Annotated in this window: 16 protein-coding genes; 9 read left to right on the top strand and 7 right to left on the bottom strand. The window is 74.5% G+C overall.

Going from position 1 to position 18,258, the window contains the following annotated elements; all coding sequences use genetic code 11:
• The first annotated feature begins 21 nt into the window (after positions 1-21).
• The 4 genes from OO48_RS23430 to OO48_RS23415 all read left to right on the top strand — a co-directional run bounded on the left by OO48_RS23430 (position 22) and on the right by OO48_RS23415 (position 6,002).
• Positions 22-1,317: an ABC transporter substrate-binding protein gene (locus OO48_RS23430; protein ID WP_245194771.1), complete on the top strand. Its 1,296-nt coding sequence runs from the start codon at positions 22-24 to the stop codon at positions 1,315-1,317.
• Positions 1,318-1,564: 247 nt separating this feature from the next.
• Complete coding sequence (locus OO48_RS23425; RefSeq protein ID WP_033219469.1) at positions 1,565-3,991, top strand: glycoside hydrolase family 2 protein; 2,427 nt, start codon at positions 1,565-1,567, stop codon at positions 3,989-3,991.
• A gap of 213 nt (positions 3,992-4,204) precedes the next feature.
• A complete protein-coding gene (locus OO48_RS23420) occupies positions 4,205-5,032 on the top strand; it encodes an alpha/beta fold hydrolase (protein ID WP_033219467.1) in 828 nt (275 codons plus the stop codon).
• A 34-nt stretch (positions 5,033-5,066) separates the two neighbouring features.
• Entirely contained in the window at positions 5,067-6,002 is a 936-nt protein-coding gene (locus OO48_RS23415) for an ADP-ribosylglycohydrolase family protein (protein WP_033219466.1), read from the top strand.
• Between the two features lie 31 nt (positions 6,003-6,033).
• Here the strand turns inward: OO48_RS23415 and OO48_RS23410 are convergent, their stop codons facing one another.
• Positions 6,034-6,939 (bottom strand): oxidoreductase, encoded by a 906-nt coding sequence (locus tag OO48_RS23410; protein ID WP_033219464.1) that lies wholly within the window; start codon positions 6,937-6,939, stop codon positions 6,034-6,036.
• Between the two features lie 297 nt (positions 6,940-7,236).
• On the opposite strand from OO48_RS23410, the gene OO48_RS23405 reads away from it, so the two are divergent.
• The 3 genes from OO48_RS23405 to OO48_RS23395 all read left to right on the top strand — a co-directional run bounded on the left by OO48_RS23405 (position 7,237) and on the right by OO48_RS23395 (position 9,652).
• Positions 7,237-7,911 (top strand): DedA family protein, encoded by a 675-nt coding sequence (locus tag OO48_RS23405; RefSeq protein WP_033219462.1) that lies wholly within the window; start codon positions 7,237-7,239, stop codon positions 7,909-7,911.
• A gap of 124 nt (positions 7,912-8,035) precedes the next feature.
• Entirely contained in the window at positions 8,036-8,716 is a 681-nt protein-coding gene (locus OO48_RS23400) for an O-methyltransferase (RefSeq protein ID WP_033219460.1), read from the top strand.
• A 45-nt stretch (positions 8,717-8,761) separates the two neighbouring features.
• On the top strand, positions 8,762-9,652 hold the full coding sequence (locus OO48_RS23395; RefSeq protein ID WP_033219458.1) for a Gfo/Idh/MocA family protein: 891 nt from the start codon (positions 8,762-8,764) through the stop codon (positions 9,650-9,652).
• A gap of 34 nt (positions 9,653-9,686) precedes the next feature.
• Here OO48_RS23395 and OO48_RS23390 read toward each other — a convergent pair whose 3' ends face one another.
• On the bottom strand, positions 9,687-10,628 hold the full coding sequence (locus OO48_RS23390; protein ID WP_245194774.1) for a hypothetical protein: 942 nt from the start codon (positions 10,626-10,628) through the stop codon (positions 9,687-9,689).
• A gap of 136 nt (positions 10,629-10,764) precedes the next feature.
• Positions 10,765-11,853 carry a hypothetical protein gene (locus OO48_RS23385; RefSeq protein WP_033219456.1) on the bottom strand — a complete coding sequence of 363 codons (1,089 nt, stop codon included), beginning with the start codon at positions 11,851-11,853 and terminating at the stop codon, positions 10,765-10,767.
• Positions 11,854-11,978: 125 nt separating this feature from the next.
• Between OO48_RS23385 and OO48_RS23380 the strand changes: the two genes are divergently transcribed.
• Positions 11,979-13,142, top strand: coding sequence for a damage-control phosphatase ARMT1 family protein (locus OO48_RS23380; protein WP_033219455.1), 1,164 nt, complete (start codon positions 11,979-11,981; stop codon positions 13,140-13,142).
• Here OO48_RS23380 and OO48_RS23375 read toward each other — a convergent pair.
• From OO48_RS23375 to OO48_RS23365, 3 genes are all read right to left on the bottom strand, one after another.
• Positions 13,139-13,510: a hypothetical protein gene (locus OO48_RS23375; RefSeq protein WP_033219454.1), complete on the bottom strand. Its 372-nt coding sequence runs from the start codon at positions 13,508-13,510 to the stop codon at positions 13,139-13,141. The two genes, OO48_RS23380 and OO48_RS23375, sit on opposite strands and share 4 nt — an antisense overlap.
• A 94-nt stretch (positions 13,511-13,604) precedes the next feature.
• A complete protein-coding gene (locus OO48_RS23370; protein WP_033219452.1) occupies positions 13,605-14,120 on the bottom strand; it encodes a DinB family protein in 516 nt (171 codons plus the stop codon).
• A gap of 137 nt (positions 14,121-14,257) precedes the next feature.
• The gene (locus OO48_RS23365) at positions 14,258-14,884 is read right to left on the bottom strand and encodes a TetR/AcrR family transcriptional regulator (protein ID WP_033219450.1); all 627 of its coding nucleotides are present in this window, start codon (positions 14,882-14,884) and stop codon (positions 14,258-14,260) included.
• A gap of 103 nt (positions 14,885-14,987) precedes the next feature.
• On the opposite strand from OO48_RS23365, the gene OO48_RS23360 reads away from it, so the two are divergent.
• Complete coding sequence (locus OO48_RS23360; RefSeq protein ID WP_033219448.1) at positions 14,988-15,782, top strand: SDR family oxidoreductase; 795 nt, start codon at positions 14,988-14,990, stop codon at positions 15,780-15,782.
• 52 nt (positions 15,783-15,834) lie between these two features.
• Here OO48_RS23360 and OO48_RS41060 read toward each other — a convergent pair whose 3' ends face one another.
• Positions 15,835-18,237, bottom strand: a complete 2,403-nt coding sequence (locus OO48_RS41060; RefSeq protein WP_051732567.1) for an MFS transporter — start codon at positions 18,235-18,237, stop codon at positions 15,835-15,837.
• Positions 18,238-18,258 lie beyond the last annotated feature (21 nt).

The following is an 18,258-nucleotide window of genomic DNA, read 5'->3' as shown; positions in this document are numbered from 1 at the left end:
ATGCGCAGAGGATGGGCCGCCGTGGGTTCGGCGACCGCACTGGCCCTGGCCCTGGGCGGGTGCACCGGCGGCGGTGGGCCGGCTCCGCTCGAAGGGGTGGTGGCGGAGGCCGACCGGTCGAAGGTGTCGGGGTCGATCACGGTGCTGACCAACCGGGTCGACCAGGTGAACAGCGGGCTGCTGAAGAAGTACGCCGCCGAGTTCAACAAGCTCTACCCGAAGGTGAAGGTGACCTTCGAGGGCTTCACGGACTACGAGGGCGAGGTCGGCAAGCGGCTGGCCGACGGCGGCTACGGTGACGTGCTGCTGATCCCGGACAGCATGCCGGCCGGCCAGTACCCCACCTACTTCACGTCGTTGGGGAACTCGCGCGAACTGTCGGACACCTTCGACTACATCGACTACGGCACCGTCGACGAGCGGGTGTACGGCATCGCCGACATCGGGATCGCCTCCGGGATGGTCTACAACAAGGCGGTGTGGGAGAAGGCCGGGATCACCGAGTGGCCCAAGACCCCGGACGAGTTCATCGCCGACCTGAAGGCGGTCAAGGAGAAGACCCAGGCGATCCCGTACTACACCAACTACCACGACGGCTGGCCGCTGCGGCAGTGGTCGGACGCGATCGGCGTGCCCAGCTGCGACAACACCGCGCGCGACAGGCTGGCCTCGACCGAGGCGCCGTGGACGCCGGGCAAGGACCTGTACGAGATCGACAGCCTGCTGTACCGGGCCGTCCACGAGAAGCTCACCGAGTCCGAGCCGCAGACCACCGACTGGGAGCAGTCCAAGAAACTGCTGGCCACCGGCCGGGTGGCCACCATGGAGCTGGGCTCGTGGGCGATCTCGCAGATGCGCGACGCGGCGGCCGCGGCGGGGACGGACCCGGACGACATCGGGTTCATGCCGCTGCCGGTGCAGCGCGACGGGCACTTCTGCACCGTCGTGCAGCCGGACTACAAGTACGCCGTCAACGTGCACTCGCCGCACCAGGACGCCGCCAAGGCCTGGCTGGAGTGGTACATCACCCGCTCCGGCAGCGCCGCCGCCGACGAGTCGATCTCCTCGGTGCGCGGCGCCCGGCTGCCCGCCGCGCTGCAGCCGCTGGACGAGCGGGCGGTGCGGATGATCCCGCAGACCAGGGAGCAGCTGGCGAAGGTCGACGCGATCGACAAGGCGGCGGGCATCGGCCTGGACGCGCCCGACTACCGGCGCAGGCTGGTCGACCTGGCCACGGGCGCCGTCCCCGGCGACCTGAACTCCTACTTCGCCGACCTCAACCGGCGCTGGAGCAAGGCGCAGAAGGCCGCGCGCTGAGCCCCGGAGCCGCCCACCCGATTGGTGAACCGGTAAACCTGCCGTCCTGCCGTGCCCGTCCGTGGCCGGTGGGGCGGCAGTGTCGTTCCGGGCTTTTGGGCAGTTGGCAGCCGACTCGACGGTCACTGAAACCCATCAAGGTATTTACGTAACCGGTTTATAGACACGGCCGCTCCGGCGGGTTACGGTTCTGCTCGCGCCGCAAACCCGACCACCGGTCCGGCCGAACGACCAAGGAGCCGCACGCATGAAGGACACCACCCCGCTCGACCAGGGCTGGAGCCTGCACCACGAAGGGGACCGGCTGCCCGCCACCGTCCCGGGCTGCGTCCACACCGACCTGCTGGACGCCGGGCTGATCCCCGACCCGTTCCTGGACGCCAACGAGCTGGAGGTGGCCTGGGTCGGCCGCCGCGACTGGACCTACACCCTGGAACTGCCCGCCCACGGCAGCCGCCACGAGCGCACCGACCTGGTCTTCGACGGACTCGACACCGCCGCCACCGTCACCCTCGGCGGCACCGGGCTCGGCACCACCCGCAACATGCACCGCCGCTACCGCTTCGACGCCACCGGCCTGGCCGGCGAGCTGAAGGTCGAGTTCACCAGCGCCTACACCGAGGCCGAACGCGTCCGCGCCCTGGTCGGCGACCGGCCCAACGTCTACCCCGAGCCGTTCCAGTACATCCGCAAGATGGCCAGCAGCTTCGGCTGGGACTGGGGCCCGACCCTCCCCAGCGCCGGCATCTGGAAGCCCGCCCGCCTGGAGCACTGGTCCACCGCCCGGATCGCCGAGGTCCGCCCGCTGGTCACCGTCGACGGCACCACCGGCCGGGTCGAACTCCACGTCACCGTCGAGCGCACCGCCACCGGCACCGGCCGCCCGCTCACCCTCCGCGCCACGGTGGCCGGCGCCCGCGCCGAGACCGTCCTGGACGGCGACGGCGCCGTCCTCACCCTCGAAGCCGCCGACGTCGCCCTCTGGTGGCCGCGCGGCTACGGCGAACAGCCCCGCTACGACCTCGACCTCACCCTCGCCGACGGCGACGACCCGCTCGACACCTGGCAGCGCCGGATCGGCTTCCGCACCGTCGAACTGCACCGCACCCCCGACGCCACCGGCACCCCCTTCACCCTCGCCGTCAACGGCGAGCCGCTGTTCGTCCGGGGCGCCAACTGGATCCCCGACGACACCCTGATCACCCGGGTCACCCCCGCCCGCTACCGCCACCGCCTCCAGCAGGCCGCCGACGCCAACATCGACCTGATCCGGGTCTGGGGCGGCGGCATCTACGAGCAGGAGGCCTTCTACGAGGCCTGCGACGAACTCGGCCTCATGGTCTGGCAGGACTTCCTGTTCGCCTGCTCCGCCTACCCCGAGGAGCAGCCGCTGCGCGGCGAGATCGAGGCCGAGGCCCGCGACAACGTGGTGCGCCTGATGCCGCACCCCTCGCTGGTGCTGTGGAACGGCAACAACGAGAACCTCTGGGGCTTCCGCGACTGGGGCTGGGAGGAGGAGCTGCGGGCCGGCTCCGAGGGGGCGGACTCCTGGGGCGAGGGCTACTACCTCGGCGTGCTGCCCCGGATCGTCGCCGAACTCGACCCCACCCGCCCCTACTCGGCCGGCAGCCCCTGGTCCGGCAGTTGGGACCACCACCCCAACGACGTCGACCACGGCACCCACCACTCCTGGGAGGTGTGGAACCGGCAGGACTTCGCCGAGTACCGCGACAGCGTCCCGCGCTTCGTCTCCGAGTTCGGCTGGCAGGCCCCGCCCGCGCACGCCACCCTGCGCCGCGCCCTGCCGAACGAGGAACTCGCCGCCGACTCGCCCGGCATGCTGCACCACCAGAAGGCCGAGGACGGCAACGGCAAGCTCAACCGCGGCGTCGCCCGGCACTTCGAACTCCCCACCGGCCCCGGCGACTTCGATCGCTGGCACTACCTCACCCAGCTGATCCAGGCCCGCGCCATCGCCACCGGCATCGAACACTGGCGCTCGCACTGGCCGCACTGCGCCGGCACCGTCGTCTGGCAGATCAACGACTGCTGGCCGGTCTCCTCCTGGGCCGCGATCGACGGCGACGGCCGGCTCAAGCCGCTCCACCACGAACTGCGCCGCCTGTACGCCGACCGGCTGCTCACCCTGCAGCCCGCCGACCGCGACGGCGCCCCCCGGATCGCCCTGGTCAACCAGTCCGCCGAGCCCTGGACGACCGAGCTGCGCCTGCGCCGCCTGGACGCCGACGGCAACGTGCTCGCCGAGACCACCGCCGAACTCACCGCCGACGCCCGGGCCGTCCACCAGCTGCCCGTCCCCGACGGCCTGCTGCCCGCCGACGGCTCCGACAAGGAGTACCTGGTCGCCGACGCGGACGGCCTGCGCGCCGTGCACTTCCCCGTCCCCGACAAGGAATTCGCCTACCCGGCGCCGGAGTTCGAACTGGCCGTCGAGGAGGCCGGCGACGGCGCCCTCGACGTGGTCGTCACCGCCCGCACCCTGGTGCGCGACCTGCTCCTGCAGGCCGACCGGATCGACCCGGCCGCCGCCGCCGACCGCGGCCTGACCACCCTGCTGCCCGGCGAGCGCACCACCGTCCGGGTGCACGGCGCCACCGGAACGCCGACCGCCGCGCAGGTCCGGGCGGCCGTCTTCTGCGTCGAGCCGTCCTGAACGGCCGTGCGGTAGCGGAGAGCTGAGACCCGCGCCCGGGGCCGGGCCCGCCCACCGGCGGGCCCGGCCCCGAGTGCGCACCGGGCCGGGCTGTGCCTTGAATGGTCGAGGTGCGCCCGTCCCGCCGTCCCGGCCGGACGGGCGCACCGAGCCCACCTTTCCCCGCCGGGCGAGGCCGACCGCCGCCGCCCGGCCCAGGCCCCGGAGTCACACATGCCCGTTTGCACGACCCGCGACGGTGTGGACATCTTCTACAAGGACTGGGGGAGCGGCCGCCCGGTCGTCTTCATCCACGGCTGGCCGCTGAACGGCGACGCCTGGCAGGACCAGCTGAAGGCCGTCGCCGACGCCGGCTTCCGCGGCATCGCCCACGACCGGCGCGGCCACGGCCGCTCCACCCCGGTCTGGGACGGCTACGACTTCGACACCTTCGCCGACGACCTGAACGACCTGCTCACCGGCCTCGACCTGACCGACGTCACGCTCGTCGCGCACTCGATGGGCGGCGGCGAACTGGCCCGCTACATCGGCCGGCACGGCACCTCCCGGATCCGCTCCGCGGTGCTGCTCTCCGCCATCCCGCCGCTGATGCTCCAGGGCCCGGACAACCCCGAGGGCGTCCCGCAGGAGGTCTTCGACGGCATCAAGGCCGGCATCCTCAAGGAGCGCTCGCAGTTCTGGAAGGACTCCTCGGTCGGCTTCTTCTCCGCCGACCGCCCCGGCAACAAGGTCACCGAGGGCAACAGGGACGCCTTCTGGTACATGGCCATGGCCGAGACCGTCGAGGGCGGCGTGGCCTGCGTGGACGCCTTCGCGCACACCGACTTCCACCAGGACCTGAAGGAGTTCGACATCCCGCTGCTGGTCGTCCACGGCGACGACGACCAGATCGTCCCGATCGACGCCACCGGCCGCAAGACCGCCGCCCTGGTGCCCGGCGCGCAGCTCAAGGTCTACGAGGGCGGCTCGCACGGCATCGCGATGGTGCCCGGCGACAAGGAACGCTTCAACCAGGACCTGATCGAGTTCCTGAAATCCTGACGACCCCGCCGGACGGTGCGGCAGGATGCGCGGCATGACCACCACCACCGCCACCGCCCGGCAGGCCGCCCGCGACGCGCTGGAGGGCCTGGCCCTCGGGGACGCCTTCGGGGAGCGCTGGTTCAAGCTGTTCCGGGCGCCCGCCGAGGCGATCGAGCAGATCCGGGCCCGGCGCACCCCCGAGGAGTCGCCCTGGCACTGGACGGACGACACCGCGATGGCGCTGTGCGTGTACCGGACGCTGCTCGACCGGGGCGGGGTGGACCGCACCCGGCTCGCCGCGACGTTCGGCGCCACCTTCCTGGCCGACCCGGCCCGCGGCTACGGCTACGGCATGACCCGGCTGCTGCCCGTCCTCGCCGAGCACCCGCAGCGCTGGGAGACCGACACCCGGGAGCTGTTCGAGGGACAGGGCAGCCTCGGCAACGGCGCCGCGATGCGGGTCGCCCCGCTCGGCGCCTGGTTCGCCGGGGACCTCGACGAGGCCGCCGAGCAGGCGGTGCACTCCGCCGAGGTCACCCACGCCCACCCGGAGGGCGTCGCCGGGGCGGTCGCCGTCGCGGTGGCCGCCGCGCTGGCGGCCCGGGGCCGGACGGCCGGCGGCGGCCCGGCCGGGGCGGAGCTGCTGCGCGAGGTCGCCGCCCGCACCCCCGACGGGGCGATCCGCGCGGGCGTCCGCGCGGCCGCCGAGCTGTCCCCGGACACCGAGCCGTGGCGCGCCGCCGACCTGCTCGGCAGCGGGCAGCGGATCCGGGCCTCGGACACCGTGCCGTTCGCGCTCTGGTCCGCCGCCCACCACCTGGACAGCCTCGCCGACGCGCTGTGGACCACCGCCGAGGGCCTCGGCGACACCGACACCACCTGCGCGATCACCGGCGGCGTGGTCGCCGCCCGCACCGGCCCGTCCGGCGTCCCGGCCGCCTGGTGGGAGCGCCGCGAGGCGCTGCCGGCCTGGGTGGCGGAGGGGTAGCCGGTCCTACCCGGCGGGGGAGCAGCCGGTCCTATCCGGCGGGGGCGTCCAGCAGGGCGAGCTCGGCGGGGGTCAGGCGCAGGGCCGCGGCGGCGAGGTTCTGGCGCAGGTGCGCGGGGTCCCTGGTGCCGGGGATGGCCAGCACGTGCGGGCCGCGGTGCAGCGTCCAGGCCAGCCGGACCTGGGCGGGCGTCGCGCCGTGCGCGTCGGCGACGGCCCGGACCCGGGCGTCCCGCTCGGCGGCGGGGGCGGACTCCCGGGCCGTCCCGGAGATGGCGAAGAACGGGACGAAGGCGATGCCGAGCCGGCCGCACAGCTCCAGCAGCCCGTTCTCGTCCGCCGAGCGCCGGTCCAGCCCGTAGGAGTTCTGCACGCACACCACGGGGGCGATCGCCCGCGCCTGGTGGACGTGCTCGGGCCGGACGTTGGACAGGCCCAGGTGCCGGACCAGCCCGGCCCGCTGCAGTTCGGCGAGGGCACCGAAGTGCTCGGCGACGGACTCCACGTCCGGCCCGTTGCGGCGCAGGTTCACCACGTCCAGGTGATCGGTGCCCAGTTGGCGCAGGTTCTCCTCGACCTGGGCGCGCAACTGCTCGGGCCGGGCCATGGTGTACCACTCCCCGTCGGGGGTGCGGCCGGGCCCGACCTTGGTCACCACGGCGACCCGGTGGCCGCGCCGGCCCGACAGCGCCCGGTTGATCAGCTCGTTGGCGGAGCGCAGCGGCGAGAAGTAGAACGAGGCGGTGTCGACGTGGTCGACGCCCTGCTCGAACGCGTCCTGCAGCAGCCGGACGGCGGCCGCCCGGTCGATCGGCGGGCCGTCGGAGTTGCCGTGCATGCCGTTGCCGGTCAGTCGCATCGCGCCGTAGCCGAGCCGGTTCACCTCCAGGTCGCCGAGCCTCCAGGTACCGGCCGCCGCTGCCGCTGCGTCACCCATGCGCACTTCCCCTCCATCGGATGCCAGGAGACGGAGTATGGGCCGGTCAGGGGGTGGACCGACAGGGCCCGCGGATGCGGGGAACCTCACCCCCGGACGGGGAACGAACGGACCGGCGCCGGGAGTTGGATCCGGTGTACGAAGGGACGCCGACCGGCCGTCGGCGGGCCCGGGGGAGGGGGGCCCGCGGGGCGGCAGCAGCGGATAGGCTGGCCCGGCTGGTTCTTTGCCGAAATTTTCCTGTGCGCCGTACGACGTGTCGACGGCCTTGTCCTGCCCAGACGGAGGTACTCCGCCTTGCACGTCGACCAATGGATCAACGACGTACCACCGACCCTGGTGTACGTCATCATCGGCCTGATCATCGGGCTGGAGAGCCTGGGCATCCCGCTGCCCGGCGAGATCGCCCTGGTCACCGCCGCGCTGCTGGCCGCCAAGGGCACGGTCAGCCCGTGGGGCGTGGCGCTCTGCGCGATCGCGGGTGCGATCATCGGCGACTCGATCGGCTACGCGATCGGCCACAAGGGCGGCAGACCGCTGTTCGAGAAGCTCGGGCGGAAGTTCCCCAAGCACTTCGGGCCCGACCACCTGGCCACCGCCGAGCGGCAGTTCCAGCGCTGGGGCATGTGGGCGGTCTTCTTCGGCCGCTTCGTCGCCCTGCTGCGGATCTTCGCGGGCCCGCTGGCCGGCACCCTGCGGATGCCGTACTGGAAGTTCCTGATCGCCAACGTGCTGGGCGGCGTGGTCTGGGCGGGCGGCACCACGCTGCTGGTCTACCAGGTCGGCAAGGTCGCCGAGGAGTACCTCCAGGGCGCCTCGTACATCGGCCTCGGCGCGGCCGTGCTGTTCGGCGCCGGCTCGGCGTTCTGGCTCAAGCGGAAGGCCAAGAAGTCCCGGGCCGCGCACCCCGAGCAGTCCGGCGGCAAGAGCGGCGAACCGCTCGCCGAGACCTTCGCCGAGACCGCCGACTGATCCGGGCCGCCGCCCGCCCGAGGCCGCCGCGACCCCGCCGGGTTGCGGCGGTCTCGGCGTGTCCCGGGGCGGACCCGGGTAGGTTCGGCGGGTCCGGAGTGATCACGGAAGTGGGGAGAACCCTGTGCAGGACGAAGACCCGCAGGTGTGGACAGAGGTCGACGAGTACGCCGAGGCGCTGCTGATCGGCCCCGACGAGACGCTGGACGCGGCCCTGGCGGCGGCCGACGAGGCCGGGCTGCCGCCGATCGCGGTCGCCGCCAACCAGGGCAAGCTGCTGCACCTGCTGGCCCGGATCCAGGGCGCCCGGCGGATCCTGGAGATCGGCACGCTGGCCGGCTACAGCACCATCTGGCTGGCCCGCGCGCTGCCCGACGGCGGCGCCCTGACCACCCTGGAGATCGACCCGGCGCACGCCGCCGTGGCCACCGCCAACCTGGAGCGGGCCGGCCTCGCCGACCGCGTCGAGGTCCGCCTCGGCCCGGCCCGGGACACCCTGGCGCAGCTGGTCGAGCAGGGCGCCGAACCGTACGACTTCTTCTTCGTCGACGCCGACAAGGCCAACATCCCGCACTACGTCGAGGCCGCGCTCGCGCTGGCCCGCCCCGGCGCGGTGATCGTGGTCGACAACGTGGTGCGCGAGGGCCGGCTCGCCGACGCCGACAGCACGGACCCGGCGGTGATCGGCGTGCGGCGGATGCACGAGCTGATCGCGGACGAGAAGCGGCTGGACGCCACCACCGTGCAGACCGTCGGCAGCCGGGGCCACGACGGGTTCACCCTGATCAGGGTGCTGGAGGCGTAGCCCCGGCGTTCGGGCGGCCGGTGCCGAGGTGGAAGACTGGGCGGCATGCGCATCGGACTCCTCGGCACCGGCCCCTGGGCGGGCTTCGTGCACGCCCCCGCCCTGGCCGCCCACCCCGACGTCACCTTCGCCGGCCTCTGGGGGCGCCGCCCCGAGGCCGCCGCCGAACTCGCCGCCGTGCACGGCGTCCCCGTCTACCCGACGGTCGACGCCCTGCTGGCCGACGTGGACGCGGTCGCCATCGCCCTCCCGCCGGACGTGCAGGCCGAGTACGCGGCCCGCGCCGCCCAGGCCGGCAAGCACCTGCTGCTGGACAAGCCGGTCGCGGCGACCGTCGACGCCGCCCGCGCCGTGGAGGACGCGGTGGCCGCCTCCGGCGTCGCCTCGGTGGTCTTCTTCACCACCCGCTTCGGCCCCACCCAGGAAGCCTGGATCACCGAACAGGCCGCCCGGGACGGCTGGTTCACCGCCCACTGCCACTGGATCGGCTCGGTGTTCACCACCGACAGCCCGTTCGCCGCCTCCCCCTGGCGCCAGCAGAAGGGCGCGCTGTGGGACGTCGGCCCGCACGCCCTCTCGGTGCTGCTGCCCGTCCTCGGCGAGGTCGACCACCTCACCGCCGCCCCCGGCCCCGCCGACACCGCCCACCTGGTGCTGCGCCACCGCGGCGGCGCCTCCAGCACCGTCACCCTCAGCCTGACCGCCCCGCCCGCCGCCTCCGCCAACGGCGCGGCCGTCGAACTGCGCGGCACCGCCGGCGTCACCGCGCTGCCCGACCGCGACACCGAGGCCACCACCGCCTTCGCCCACGCCGTGGACGCCCTGCTGGCCGCCGCACGGAGCGGCACCCCGCACGCCTGCGACGTCCGCTTCGGCCGCCAGGTGGTCGAGGTGCTGGCCGCCGCCGAGGAGCAACTGCTGCGCGGCGGACGGTAGTCGACGGACGGCGGGGGAGCGCTCCGGCGGTCGGTCAGACCTGTTCGGAGCGCTCCCCGGCCTGTTCGTCCTGTGCTTTCTCGTCCCGCGCCTGCCCGTCGTGCGCCTGCCCGCCCTGCTCCGGCGCGTCCCGGCGGGGCCGCTTCCACGGGCGGGGGATCCGCGCCACCAGGCCGGTTCCGGTCCCGACGGGTCCGGCGGCGTCCTCGATGTCGGCGAAATCCTCGAGGTCCTCGAAGTCCTCGATGTCGATGACGTCCCCGGTGTCCGCCCGGAGGTCCCGATGGCCGGGCCGGGCCAGCTCCAGGCCGGAGAGGTGGTTCTTCAGCCGCTTGGCCATCGGGAGGTAGGTCGCCAGGGTGAGCCCGCCGGAGACCACGGCGCCGACGACGGGCACGGCCTTCGAGACGCTCTTGGCGAAGGTCTGCTTCGACATCTGGACGCCCAGGTAGGCCGCCACCCTCTTCACCACGGGGTAGATGACGCCCTGGGTGAGCGCCCTCCGGGGGAGCTGCTTGACGATCTGCTCCGATATCCGCGTGGCGAGCTTCCCCACGGCGGCGTTCGCCGACTGGGTGCCGAACATGACCCCGAGGAAGAGCGTGAGCACGCCCTTGGTCGCGTCGTCGAGGTCGTCCTCGCCGGAGAACAGGTCGGGCCAGCTGTAGAGGTAGGCGAGCTTCTGCGAGATGCGCAGCATGTGACCGAAGTACTGGGCCAGGTCGGCGGGCACGGTGGCCGGAAGGAAGAGCAGGCCGGGGAGCCCGGCGGCGGCGGAGAGCGCGCTCGCCTTCCCGGCCTCGTAGCGGATGGACTCGTTGGCCGCCTTCTCCAGCACCTCGGCCGGGACGCCCGCCGCCGCCGGGCTCTCCTCCACCGCCCGTTCGATCTGCTCCGCGGAGCAGCTGCGCGCCAGCGCCTTGCGGAGGTACGCCTCCCGGTCGACGCGCACCCCGGGGAGATTCGCGGCGTACATCAGCACTGCGGAGAAACGCAGTTCCGGATTCTCGGGCGTTATGTTCGAGGTCACGGCAGGAACCTATCGCATCCACAGCGCACCGAACCTCTTCCAAACGTCGACCGCTGTCCGGGAGTTGGGTCCGCACGGACTTTCAGGGGCCGGCGGGCCGCCGGTCGGCCGGGCGGCGCGGTGGGATCGGCGCGGCCGGGAAGTCGCGCGGGCCGGTCCACAGGGCCGGGACGGCGTCGGCCCGGCGGGCCAGCTCGTAGGCGACCGACTCGTAGTTGACCCGCCAGCCCCGGAAGTGCGGCCACGCCTCGGCCACCGTCCGCTCCGGCTCCATGCCCGCCGAGGTGACCAGCTCCGCCGCCGCGTAGAACTCCTCGAAGGTCAGCCGGATCGGCCCGTCCGGGTCCGGGTCCGGCTCGAACGGGATGCGCAGCGCCGTCGCGATGTCCCGCAGCGCGGTGAACCCGGCGCGCAGCAGCAGCCTGGCCTCCGGCGGGGCCGAGCGCGGGTTCAGCGCCGACTGCATCGCGGCCGCGTCCATCACCGCGATCAGGCCCACCACCCAGCTGCGGTACGGCTGCGGCGAGCGGAACGAGATCAGCACCGGGTAGTTGGAGTGCCCCTCGCCCAGATCCGCCGCCAGCCGCTCCCAGTCCCGGTACAGCTCCGGCAGTTCGCTCTCGGTGCGCACCAGCGCCTGCCGGGCCAGCAGTTCGGGCCCCCAGGCCGGCTCGCCCGCCCGCGACTGCAGCAGCGTCACCTCCAACTCCCGCCGGTTGTACGCCCCGTACAGCGTCGGCAGGTAGGCGATCAGCAGCGCGATGATCAGCGGGCCGTTGGCCGCCGCCAGGAAGTCGATCACCGACAGGTGCAGCCGGTCGCCGCTGGCGAAACCCAGCGTGAACAGGCTCGACCCGGCCTCCCGGAACGCCACCCGCCACGCCAGGTCGGACGTCCCGCGCAGCAGCAGCGTGTACGCGGCCAGCGTCGACAGCAGCCAGCAGCCCAGCATCCCCAGCAGGATCAGCGGCGCCAGCCAGGTCTGGGCCCGGTCGATCGCCCGGTAGCCGCCGAACGGCGCCGCGACCGTCCGCACCACCCGGCGCAGCACCGACCACAGCCGGATCACCAGCGCCGAGTACAGGCCGCGCGGCACCACCAGGGTCCGCAGGATGCTGGCCGCCGTCGCCAGCAGCAGGGCGGCACCGGCCACCGTGGAGATCACTCGCATGCGGTCATTGTGGCGTGCCGTCGGGACCGGCCCGACCGGGGGACACCTCCGTGAAAGCATCGGCGGAGTCCCCACCGGCCGGATCGACCGACCGACCCGCCGAGCAGAGAGCCGAGCCGAGACCCGTGCCGCACGCCCCCGTACCCGACGCCCCCGAGATCCGCATCGACGCCCCCGGCTCCTTCCCCCGGGCCGTCTTCCACGAGCGCCACCCCGTGCTGATCGGGCAGGTGCTGGACGCGCTGCCGTACGGCCCGGAGCAGCGGGCGGCGCTGACCGGCCTGCTCGCCCGCAGCACCGGCGACGGGCGGCTGGAACCGCCGGCCGCGGACACCCCGGACGGCGAACGCTGGCGCGCCTGGGGCGAGGGGCTGTGGGGGCGGCGCTGGGACGAGGCGCCGTTCCTGTGGGCGGAGAGCTGGTTCTACCGGCTGCTGCTGGAGGCCACCGGCTACTTCCGGCCCGGCGACGCCTGGCGGGGCGTCGACCCGTTCGCCCCGTTCAAGGCCGCCGAACTGGCCGGGGCGGCCGTCGACGGCGAACTGGCCGCGCTGGACGCCGGGCCCGGGCCGGACGCCCTGCTGGCCGCCGCGCTGTGGGGCAACCGCGCCGACCTGAGCTTCCGGCTCACCGCCCGGGAGGGCGGCAGCGACGCGTCCGGGCTGGTCGCCGACGACAGCGCCCGGCTGTGGGCCGCCCTCGAACACGGCCGGGGCGGCCGGGTCGCCCTGATCGCGGACAACGCCGGACGCGAACTGCTCCCCGACCTGGTGCTCGTCGACCACCTGCTGGCCACCGGCCTGGCCGGCCGGGCCGTGCTGTACGTCAAACCGCAGCCGTACTACGTGTCGGACGCGACGACGGCCGACGTCCTCGCCTGCCTGGACCGCCTGCGCACCGCCCCCGGCAAGGCCGCCGCCGCGGTCGGCGAACGGCTGTGGCGGGCGATGGCCGGAGGCGCGCTCGCCGTGCGCACCCACCCGTTCTTCTGCGCCCCGCTGCCGTACGCGGCGATGCCCGCCGACCTGCGCGAGGACCTGGCCGGGGCGGTGCTGACCATCCTCAAGGGAGACCTCAACTACCGCCGCCTGGTGGGCGACCGGCACTGGCCCCCGACCACCCCCTTCGACGCGCTCACCGCCCGCTTCCCCACCCCCGTCGCGGCCCTGCGCACCCTGAAGTCGGACGTGGCCGCCGGGCTCGCCCCGGACACCGTGGCCCGGCTCGACGCCACCGGCACCCCCTGGCGGACGGACGGCCGGCACGCCCTGATCCAGGTCCGCGCCTAGGGCCCGGCGCCGTACCCCGTCGCCCCCTCCAGCAGCCGGCGGTGGCCGTCGAGTCCGGGCTCGCGCTCGGCGATCCGGCGGGCCCCGGCGAGCAGTGGGGCGGCCTGCGGCAGGTGGTCGCGGTGCTCCGGCGGGAAGGCGAGGGCGAGGCCGTCGCGGACCTCCCGGCCCGGACGGGCGGTGAAGCACCCGGCGGCGGCCGGCCGGAAGCACGGCCACGGGTCGGCGTACGGCTCGGCGGGGAGCAGGCCGCGTCGCGGTGGAAGCGCAGGTGGTGGGCGGCCGCGGCGGCGCCGCCGTGCTGCGGCCGACCGCCCTGCGGGAGAAGGGGGGGCGAGCCCCTCCAGGGTGGCCCGGGGGCCGAGCACGCCGATCAGCGGGCCGATCAGCGGGCCGACCGGCTGGGAGGTCAGCGGGCGCTCCAGGGCGAGCAGCCGGAAGACCCGCCGGGCCCGCCGGGGGCTACCGGCCGGTGCGGCCGTCGAGGAGCTCGCGCAGGATGTCGAGGTGGCCGTTGTGCCGGGAGATCTCCTCGATCAGGTGGAGCAGGATCCACCGCAGGTCGGGGTTCCGGCCGTCGCTGTGGGGCTGCTTGGCCCGGGTGTCCAGGTCGTGCTCGGCGACCAGGCGCCGCAGCCGGACGCTCTGCTCCTCGTACTCGTCGAGCAGGCGCGGCAGCGGGACGTCGACCGCGGTGCGCATCTCCGGGTCCGGGTCGTCGTCGGTGGCGTCGGCCAGCGGGCCTTCGAGCGGCCCGCCGAGCAGGACCACGTCCAGCCAGTAGTGCTCGACCCAGCGCAGGTGGCTGATCAGCCCGCAGGCCGTCATCAGCGGCGAGTCGGGCAGCGGCGCCCGGCGGGCGTCCTCGGCGGAGAGGCCCTCGCACTTGGCCCGCGCGGTGGCCCGGGCGTAGTCGAGGAAGGTGGTCAGCTGGGTGCGCTCGTCCCAGGAGGGAGGCGTGTCGGTTCGCTCGGTCATCGGAGGCAGTCTGGGCCATCCCTGACACGGTGTCGACAAGTTTTCCGTCCGGGCGCCACCGGCCGGGGCGCAGGGGGCGTCGGGGGACGTTGCCGCGCCGCGCATCCGGTGCCGCGCGGCGCGCGCACGGGCCGCCGCTACCGCGCGGGTTCTTCGGAGCGGTGCCGTGCGGCGTCGGCGGCGAGGAGGCGCACGGTGCGGATGACCGTCTCGCGGCGGCGGGCGAGGGCGGCCTCCTCGCTCTCCTCGTCCAGGACCAGCCGGCACATCCGGGGCACCGCGAAGTTCCAGGAGATCAGTCCCATGACGGTGAACAGCAGGTCCTGCGCCGCACGGGTGCGGTCGGCGTCGTACGGGTCGGCGGCCGGGTCCGCCCCCGCGAGCCGCCCGACCTTCTCGCGGAAGCCGACCCGGCGTTCGTGCTCGCCCTCGGGGTCGTCGGACGCCTCCAGCGCGTCCCACAGCACCATCCTGATCAGCTCCGGGTGGTCCTGGTACCAGTCGAAGATCTGCCCGACCGACTCGGCGACCGCGTCGAGGTCGAGGTCGAGGCAGACGCCGCCGCTGACCTCCTCCAGCTTCGCCCGCAGGACGGCGGCGAAGAGCTGCTCCTTGCACCCGTAGTAGAGGTAGATGGCCTGCTTGTTGGCCTGTGCGGCCTTCGCGATGCGCTCCACCCGGGCCCCCGCGAGGCCGTGCTCGGCGAACTCGTCGCTGGCGGCGGCGAAGATCCGCCGTCGGGTGTCCTCCGCGTCATAGGCCATGACATCGATTAAACCATTCGGTTGACTCGGCGCCTCCGGTGGGGCAGCATCGTGCCCGGCAGTAAAACAACCAGATGGTTTATTTGAGCGAGAGGCTCTGTCCATGAGCACTGCGACTCCCGTCCCCGTCCGTTCGCCGCTGACCAGCGCCCTGTCCGGAACGACCGCCGTGCTCGTCGGCGGCACCTCGGGCATCGGGCTGGCGGCGGGCGTGCTGCTGCGCTCGGTCGGCGCCCGCGTCGTGCTGGTCGGGCGCGACCCCGGCCGGCTGGAGACCGCCGTCGCCCGGGTGCGCGACGCGGAACGGACCGGGGACTCCGACGGCGCCGTCCTGGGCGTCGCGGGCGACGGCGCCGACGAGAAGGTCCTCACCGAAGCCTTCGACCGGGCCGGCGCCGTCGACCACGTGCTCGTCACCGCGGGCGGCCTCGGCGGCAACGGCCCGGTGACCAGCCTGACGGCCGACGAGATCCGGACGGCCCTCGACCCCCGCCTCCAGGCCGCCTTCGGTGCCGCGCGGGTGGCGGCCGGGCGGCTCCCCGCGGGCGGGTCGCTCACGCTCACCTCGGGAATCCTCGCGGTCCGCCCCGTCCCGGGCATGGCCGCGCTGGTGTCGGCCGCGGGCGCGGTGGAGACGCTCACCAAGGCCCTCGCCGTGGAACTGGCACCCGCGCGGCTGCGCGTCAACGCCGTCCGCTTCGGCCGGGTCGACACCCCGCTCATCCGCTCGATCCCCGGGCTCGACTCGGACGAGGCGGTCGCCGCGGCGGGAGCGACCGCTCCGCTGGGACGCATCGGCACCGCCGAGGAAGCCGCCGCCGCGGCCCTCTTCCTGATGGCCAACAACTACGTCACGGGCCAGATCGTCACCGTCGACGGCGGCGAGAGCCTGGTCTGACCGCACCGGGAGGGGGCGGGCCCGGCCCGCCCGGTGATCAGCGGTGCGGTGATCAGCGGTGCGGGGCGGGCACCACCGGCGCCTCGCGCGGGACCAGGACCCGGCGCGGCAGCATCGTGCCGGCCGGCAGGGCGGCGAGCAGCAGGCAGGCGGCCGCCCACCAGGGCGGGGTGTCGTCGGACAGCACCGAGGAGCCGAGGCCCTGCCCCGTGAGCAGGGCGGCGACCAGGGCGCCCGAGGCCGCCCCGGCCCGCCGGGTGACGACCGTCGCCGCCGCGGAGAAGAACACCGGCACCAGGGCCAGGCCGATGCCCAGGCCCGCGACGGCGGTGCCGGCCGACACGACCGGGAACGTCAGCCCGTTGTCCAGGGCGGCGATGCTCCCGGCCGTGCCGGCGGCCGCAGCCAGCAGACCCGCCACCACCAGGGCGCGGGGCGAGGCCCCCGGGCGCGGCAGGCGGGTGCGGGCCACGGCGGCGCCGACGGCCGCCCCGGCGGCCAGCAGCGCCGGCGGCGCGAGGGTCGCGACCGTGGCCTGGTCGTCCCCCCGGTACGTCATGAGGACCAGCATCGGCAGCAGGCAGAGGAAACCGGCGCCCGCGAGCACCGCGACCAGCAGGCCGCCGAGGTGGTCCCGCCCCTCGACCACGTCCGGCGGCAGGATCCGCCGGCGGGTTGTGCGCTGCTGCCACCAGAAGACGGCGAGCAGGACCAGTCCGGCGACGGACGGCGCGACCGTCCAAGGGCGCAGCGGCTGTTCGTAGGCGTAGGCGAGGGCGCCCGGGCCGAGCGCTCCCGGCAGTGCGCCGAACGGGGAGAAGCGGGCCCGGGTCGGCTGCGGGGCGTCCGCCGGCAGGGCGCGGACGCCGAGCAGCGCGGCCAGTGCGGCGACCGAGCCGACGAGCGGGAGGAGGTACGAGGAGAGCAGGGTGATGCCGAGCAGCCCGGCCACCGTCCCGGCGACGGTGACCGAGGCGTACACCCCGAACGTCCCGGCCCGCTCGGCGGGGTCGCGCGGATCGGTGGCCGTGGCGGCGAGCGAGGCGGCCAGCGCGAGGGCGCCGAAGCCGCCCTGGAGGGCGGGGACGGCGACCTCCGGCAGGCCGCGGGAAAGGTTGAGGGCGTAGTCGAGCAGGCAGGCCGCCGTGAACCCGGCCAGCCCGACGGTCAGGGTGCGCCGGCGCCCCGCGAAGTCGGCCAGGTGGCCGCCGGGCAGCAGCAGCGCGGCGAAGACCACCGCGCCCCAGACCGACTCGGAGCCCAGGCGGAGGAGGGCGCCGGTCGCCCAGTCCCCGTGCACGAGGGCGAGCACCACGGCGAACTGCGTCAGCGCGAGCACCACCCGGGCGCCGCGGCGGCGGGGCGCGGTCGGCTCGCCGACGCGGGTCGGGGCGGACCCGGGGGCGGGCGCGGCTGTGGGCGCGGCGGCCGTGGTGGCCGCAGGAGGGGCGTAGGCGGAGGCGGCGGCCGGGACGTGGGCGCGCTCCGTCGGCGTGTAGCCGGACAACCGGGCGGGCGCGGGCACGGGCGCGGGCGCCGGCGGACCGCTCCGGGGTTCGGGTGCGTAGTCCAGCAACCGGGCGGCGTGGCGGCCGAGTTGGGCCAGGATCTCACCGGGCAGCCACACCCCGGAGTCGTCCCCGCCGGTGCGGGCGGAGATCTGCGCGGGAGTCGGCCGCCGGGCCGGGTCCTTGTCCAGGCAGGCGCGCACCAGCTCGTCCAGGGCGGCCGGGACGCCGGTCAGGTCGGGTTCCTCCTCGGCGATCCGGAACAGGTGGGCGTGCAGGTTGGAGCCCTCGGCGCCGAACAGCAGGCGCCCGGTCGCGGCGTACACCAGGACCGCGCCGAGGCAGAACACGTCGCTGGCGGCGGTGAGTTCGAGCCCCCTGGCCTGCTCGGGCGACATGAAGCCGGGCGAGCCGATCAGCATGCCGGTGCGGGTGTGCAGACTGTCGCCGACCAGGCTGTCCATGGCCCGGACGATGCCGAAGTCGATGACCCGCGGCCCGTCCACCGTCACCAGCACGTTGGACGGCTTGAGGTCGCGGTGGATCAGCCCGGCCCCGTGGACGGCCTCCAGCGCCAGGGCCAGCCGGTTGGCGAGGATCCGCACCGAGCGCTCGGGCAGCGGGCCGAAGTCCCGGGCGACGACCGCCGCCAGGTTCGGCCCCGGCACGTACTGGGTGGCCACCCAGGGCACACCGGCCTCGGTGTCGGCGTCCAGCACGTCCGCCGTCCAACTCCCGCCCACCCGGCGGGCGGCGGCCACCTCGCGGGCGAAACGCCTGCGGAACTCGGCCTGTTCGGCGTACTCGGCCTGGACGACCTTGACCGCGACCGTGCGCCCGGCCTCGGACCGGCCGAGGTAGACCAGGCCCATGCCGCCCGCGCCGAGGCGGGCGATGAGCCGGTAGGGGCCGATCTGCGCGGGGTCTTCGGCGGTCAACTGGTCCACGCCAGGAATCTAGCGGAGACG

Source organism: Kitasatospora phosalacinea, from assembly GCF_000716545.1.
In the GTDB taxonomy this organism is placed as follows: domain Bacteria; phylum Actinomycetota; class Actinomycetes; order Streptomycetales; family Streptomycetaceae; genus Kitasatospora; species Kitasatospora phosalacinea.
The sequence above is the reverse complement of the archived record's forward strand: the minus strand, read 5'-3'. Positions and strand labels throughout refer to the sequence as shown.

What these genes read in the sequence shown, in the direction of transcription:
- OO48_RS23425 (WP_033219469.1), top strand. Translation starts at nt 1,565, where the DNA reads ATGAAGGACACCACCCCGCTCGACCAGGGCTGGAGCCTGCACCACGAA.
- OO48_RS23420 (WP_033219467.1), top strand. Translation starts at nt 4,205, where the DNA reads ATGCCCGTTTGCACGACCCGCGACGGTGTGGACATCTTCTACAAGGAC.
- OO48_RS23415 (WP_033219466.1), top strand. Translation starts at nt 5,067, where the DNA reads ATGACCACCACCACCGCCACCGCCCGGCAGGCCGCCCGCGACGCGCTG.
- OO48_RS23410 (WP_033219464.1), bottom strand. Translation starts at nt 6,939, where the DNA reads ATGGGTGACGCAGCGGCAGCGGCGGCCGGTACCTGGAGGCTCGGCGAC.
- OO48_RS23395 (WP_033219458.1), top strand. Translation starts at nt 8,762, where the DNA reads ATGCGCATCGGACTCCTCGGCACCGGCCCCTGGGCGGGCTTCGTGCAC.
- OO48_RS23390 (WP_245194774.1), bottom strand. Translation starts at nt 10,628, where the DNA reads ATGTACGCCGCGAATCTCCCCGGGGTGCGCGTCGACCGGGAGGCGTAC.
- OO48_RS23385 (WP_033219456.1), bottom strand. Translation starts at nt 11,853, where the DNA reads ATGCGAGTGATCTCCACGGTGGCCGGTGCCGCCCTGCTGCTGGCGACG.
- OO48_RS23370 (WP_033219452.1), bottom strand. Translation starts at nt 14,120, where the DNA reads ATGACCGAGCGAACCGACACGCCTCCCTCCTGGGACGAGCGCACCCAG.
- OO48_RS23365 (WP_033219450.1), bottom strand. Translation starts at nt 14,884, where the DNA reads ATGGCCTATGACGCGGAGGACACCCGACGGCGGATCTTCGCCGCCGCC.
- OO48_RS23360 (WP_033219448.1), top strand. Translation starts at nt 14,988, where the DNA reads ATGAGCACTGCGACTCCCGTCCCCGTCCGTTCGCCGCTGACCAGCGCC.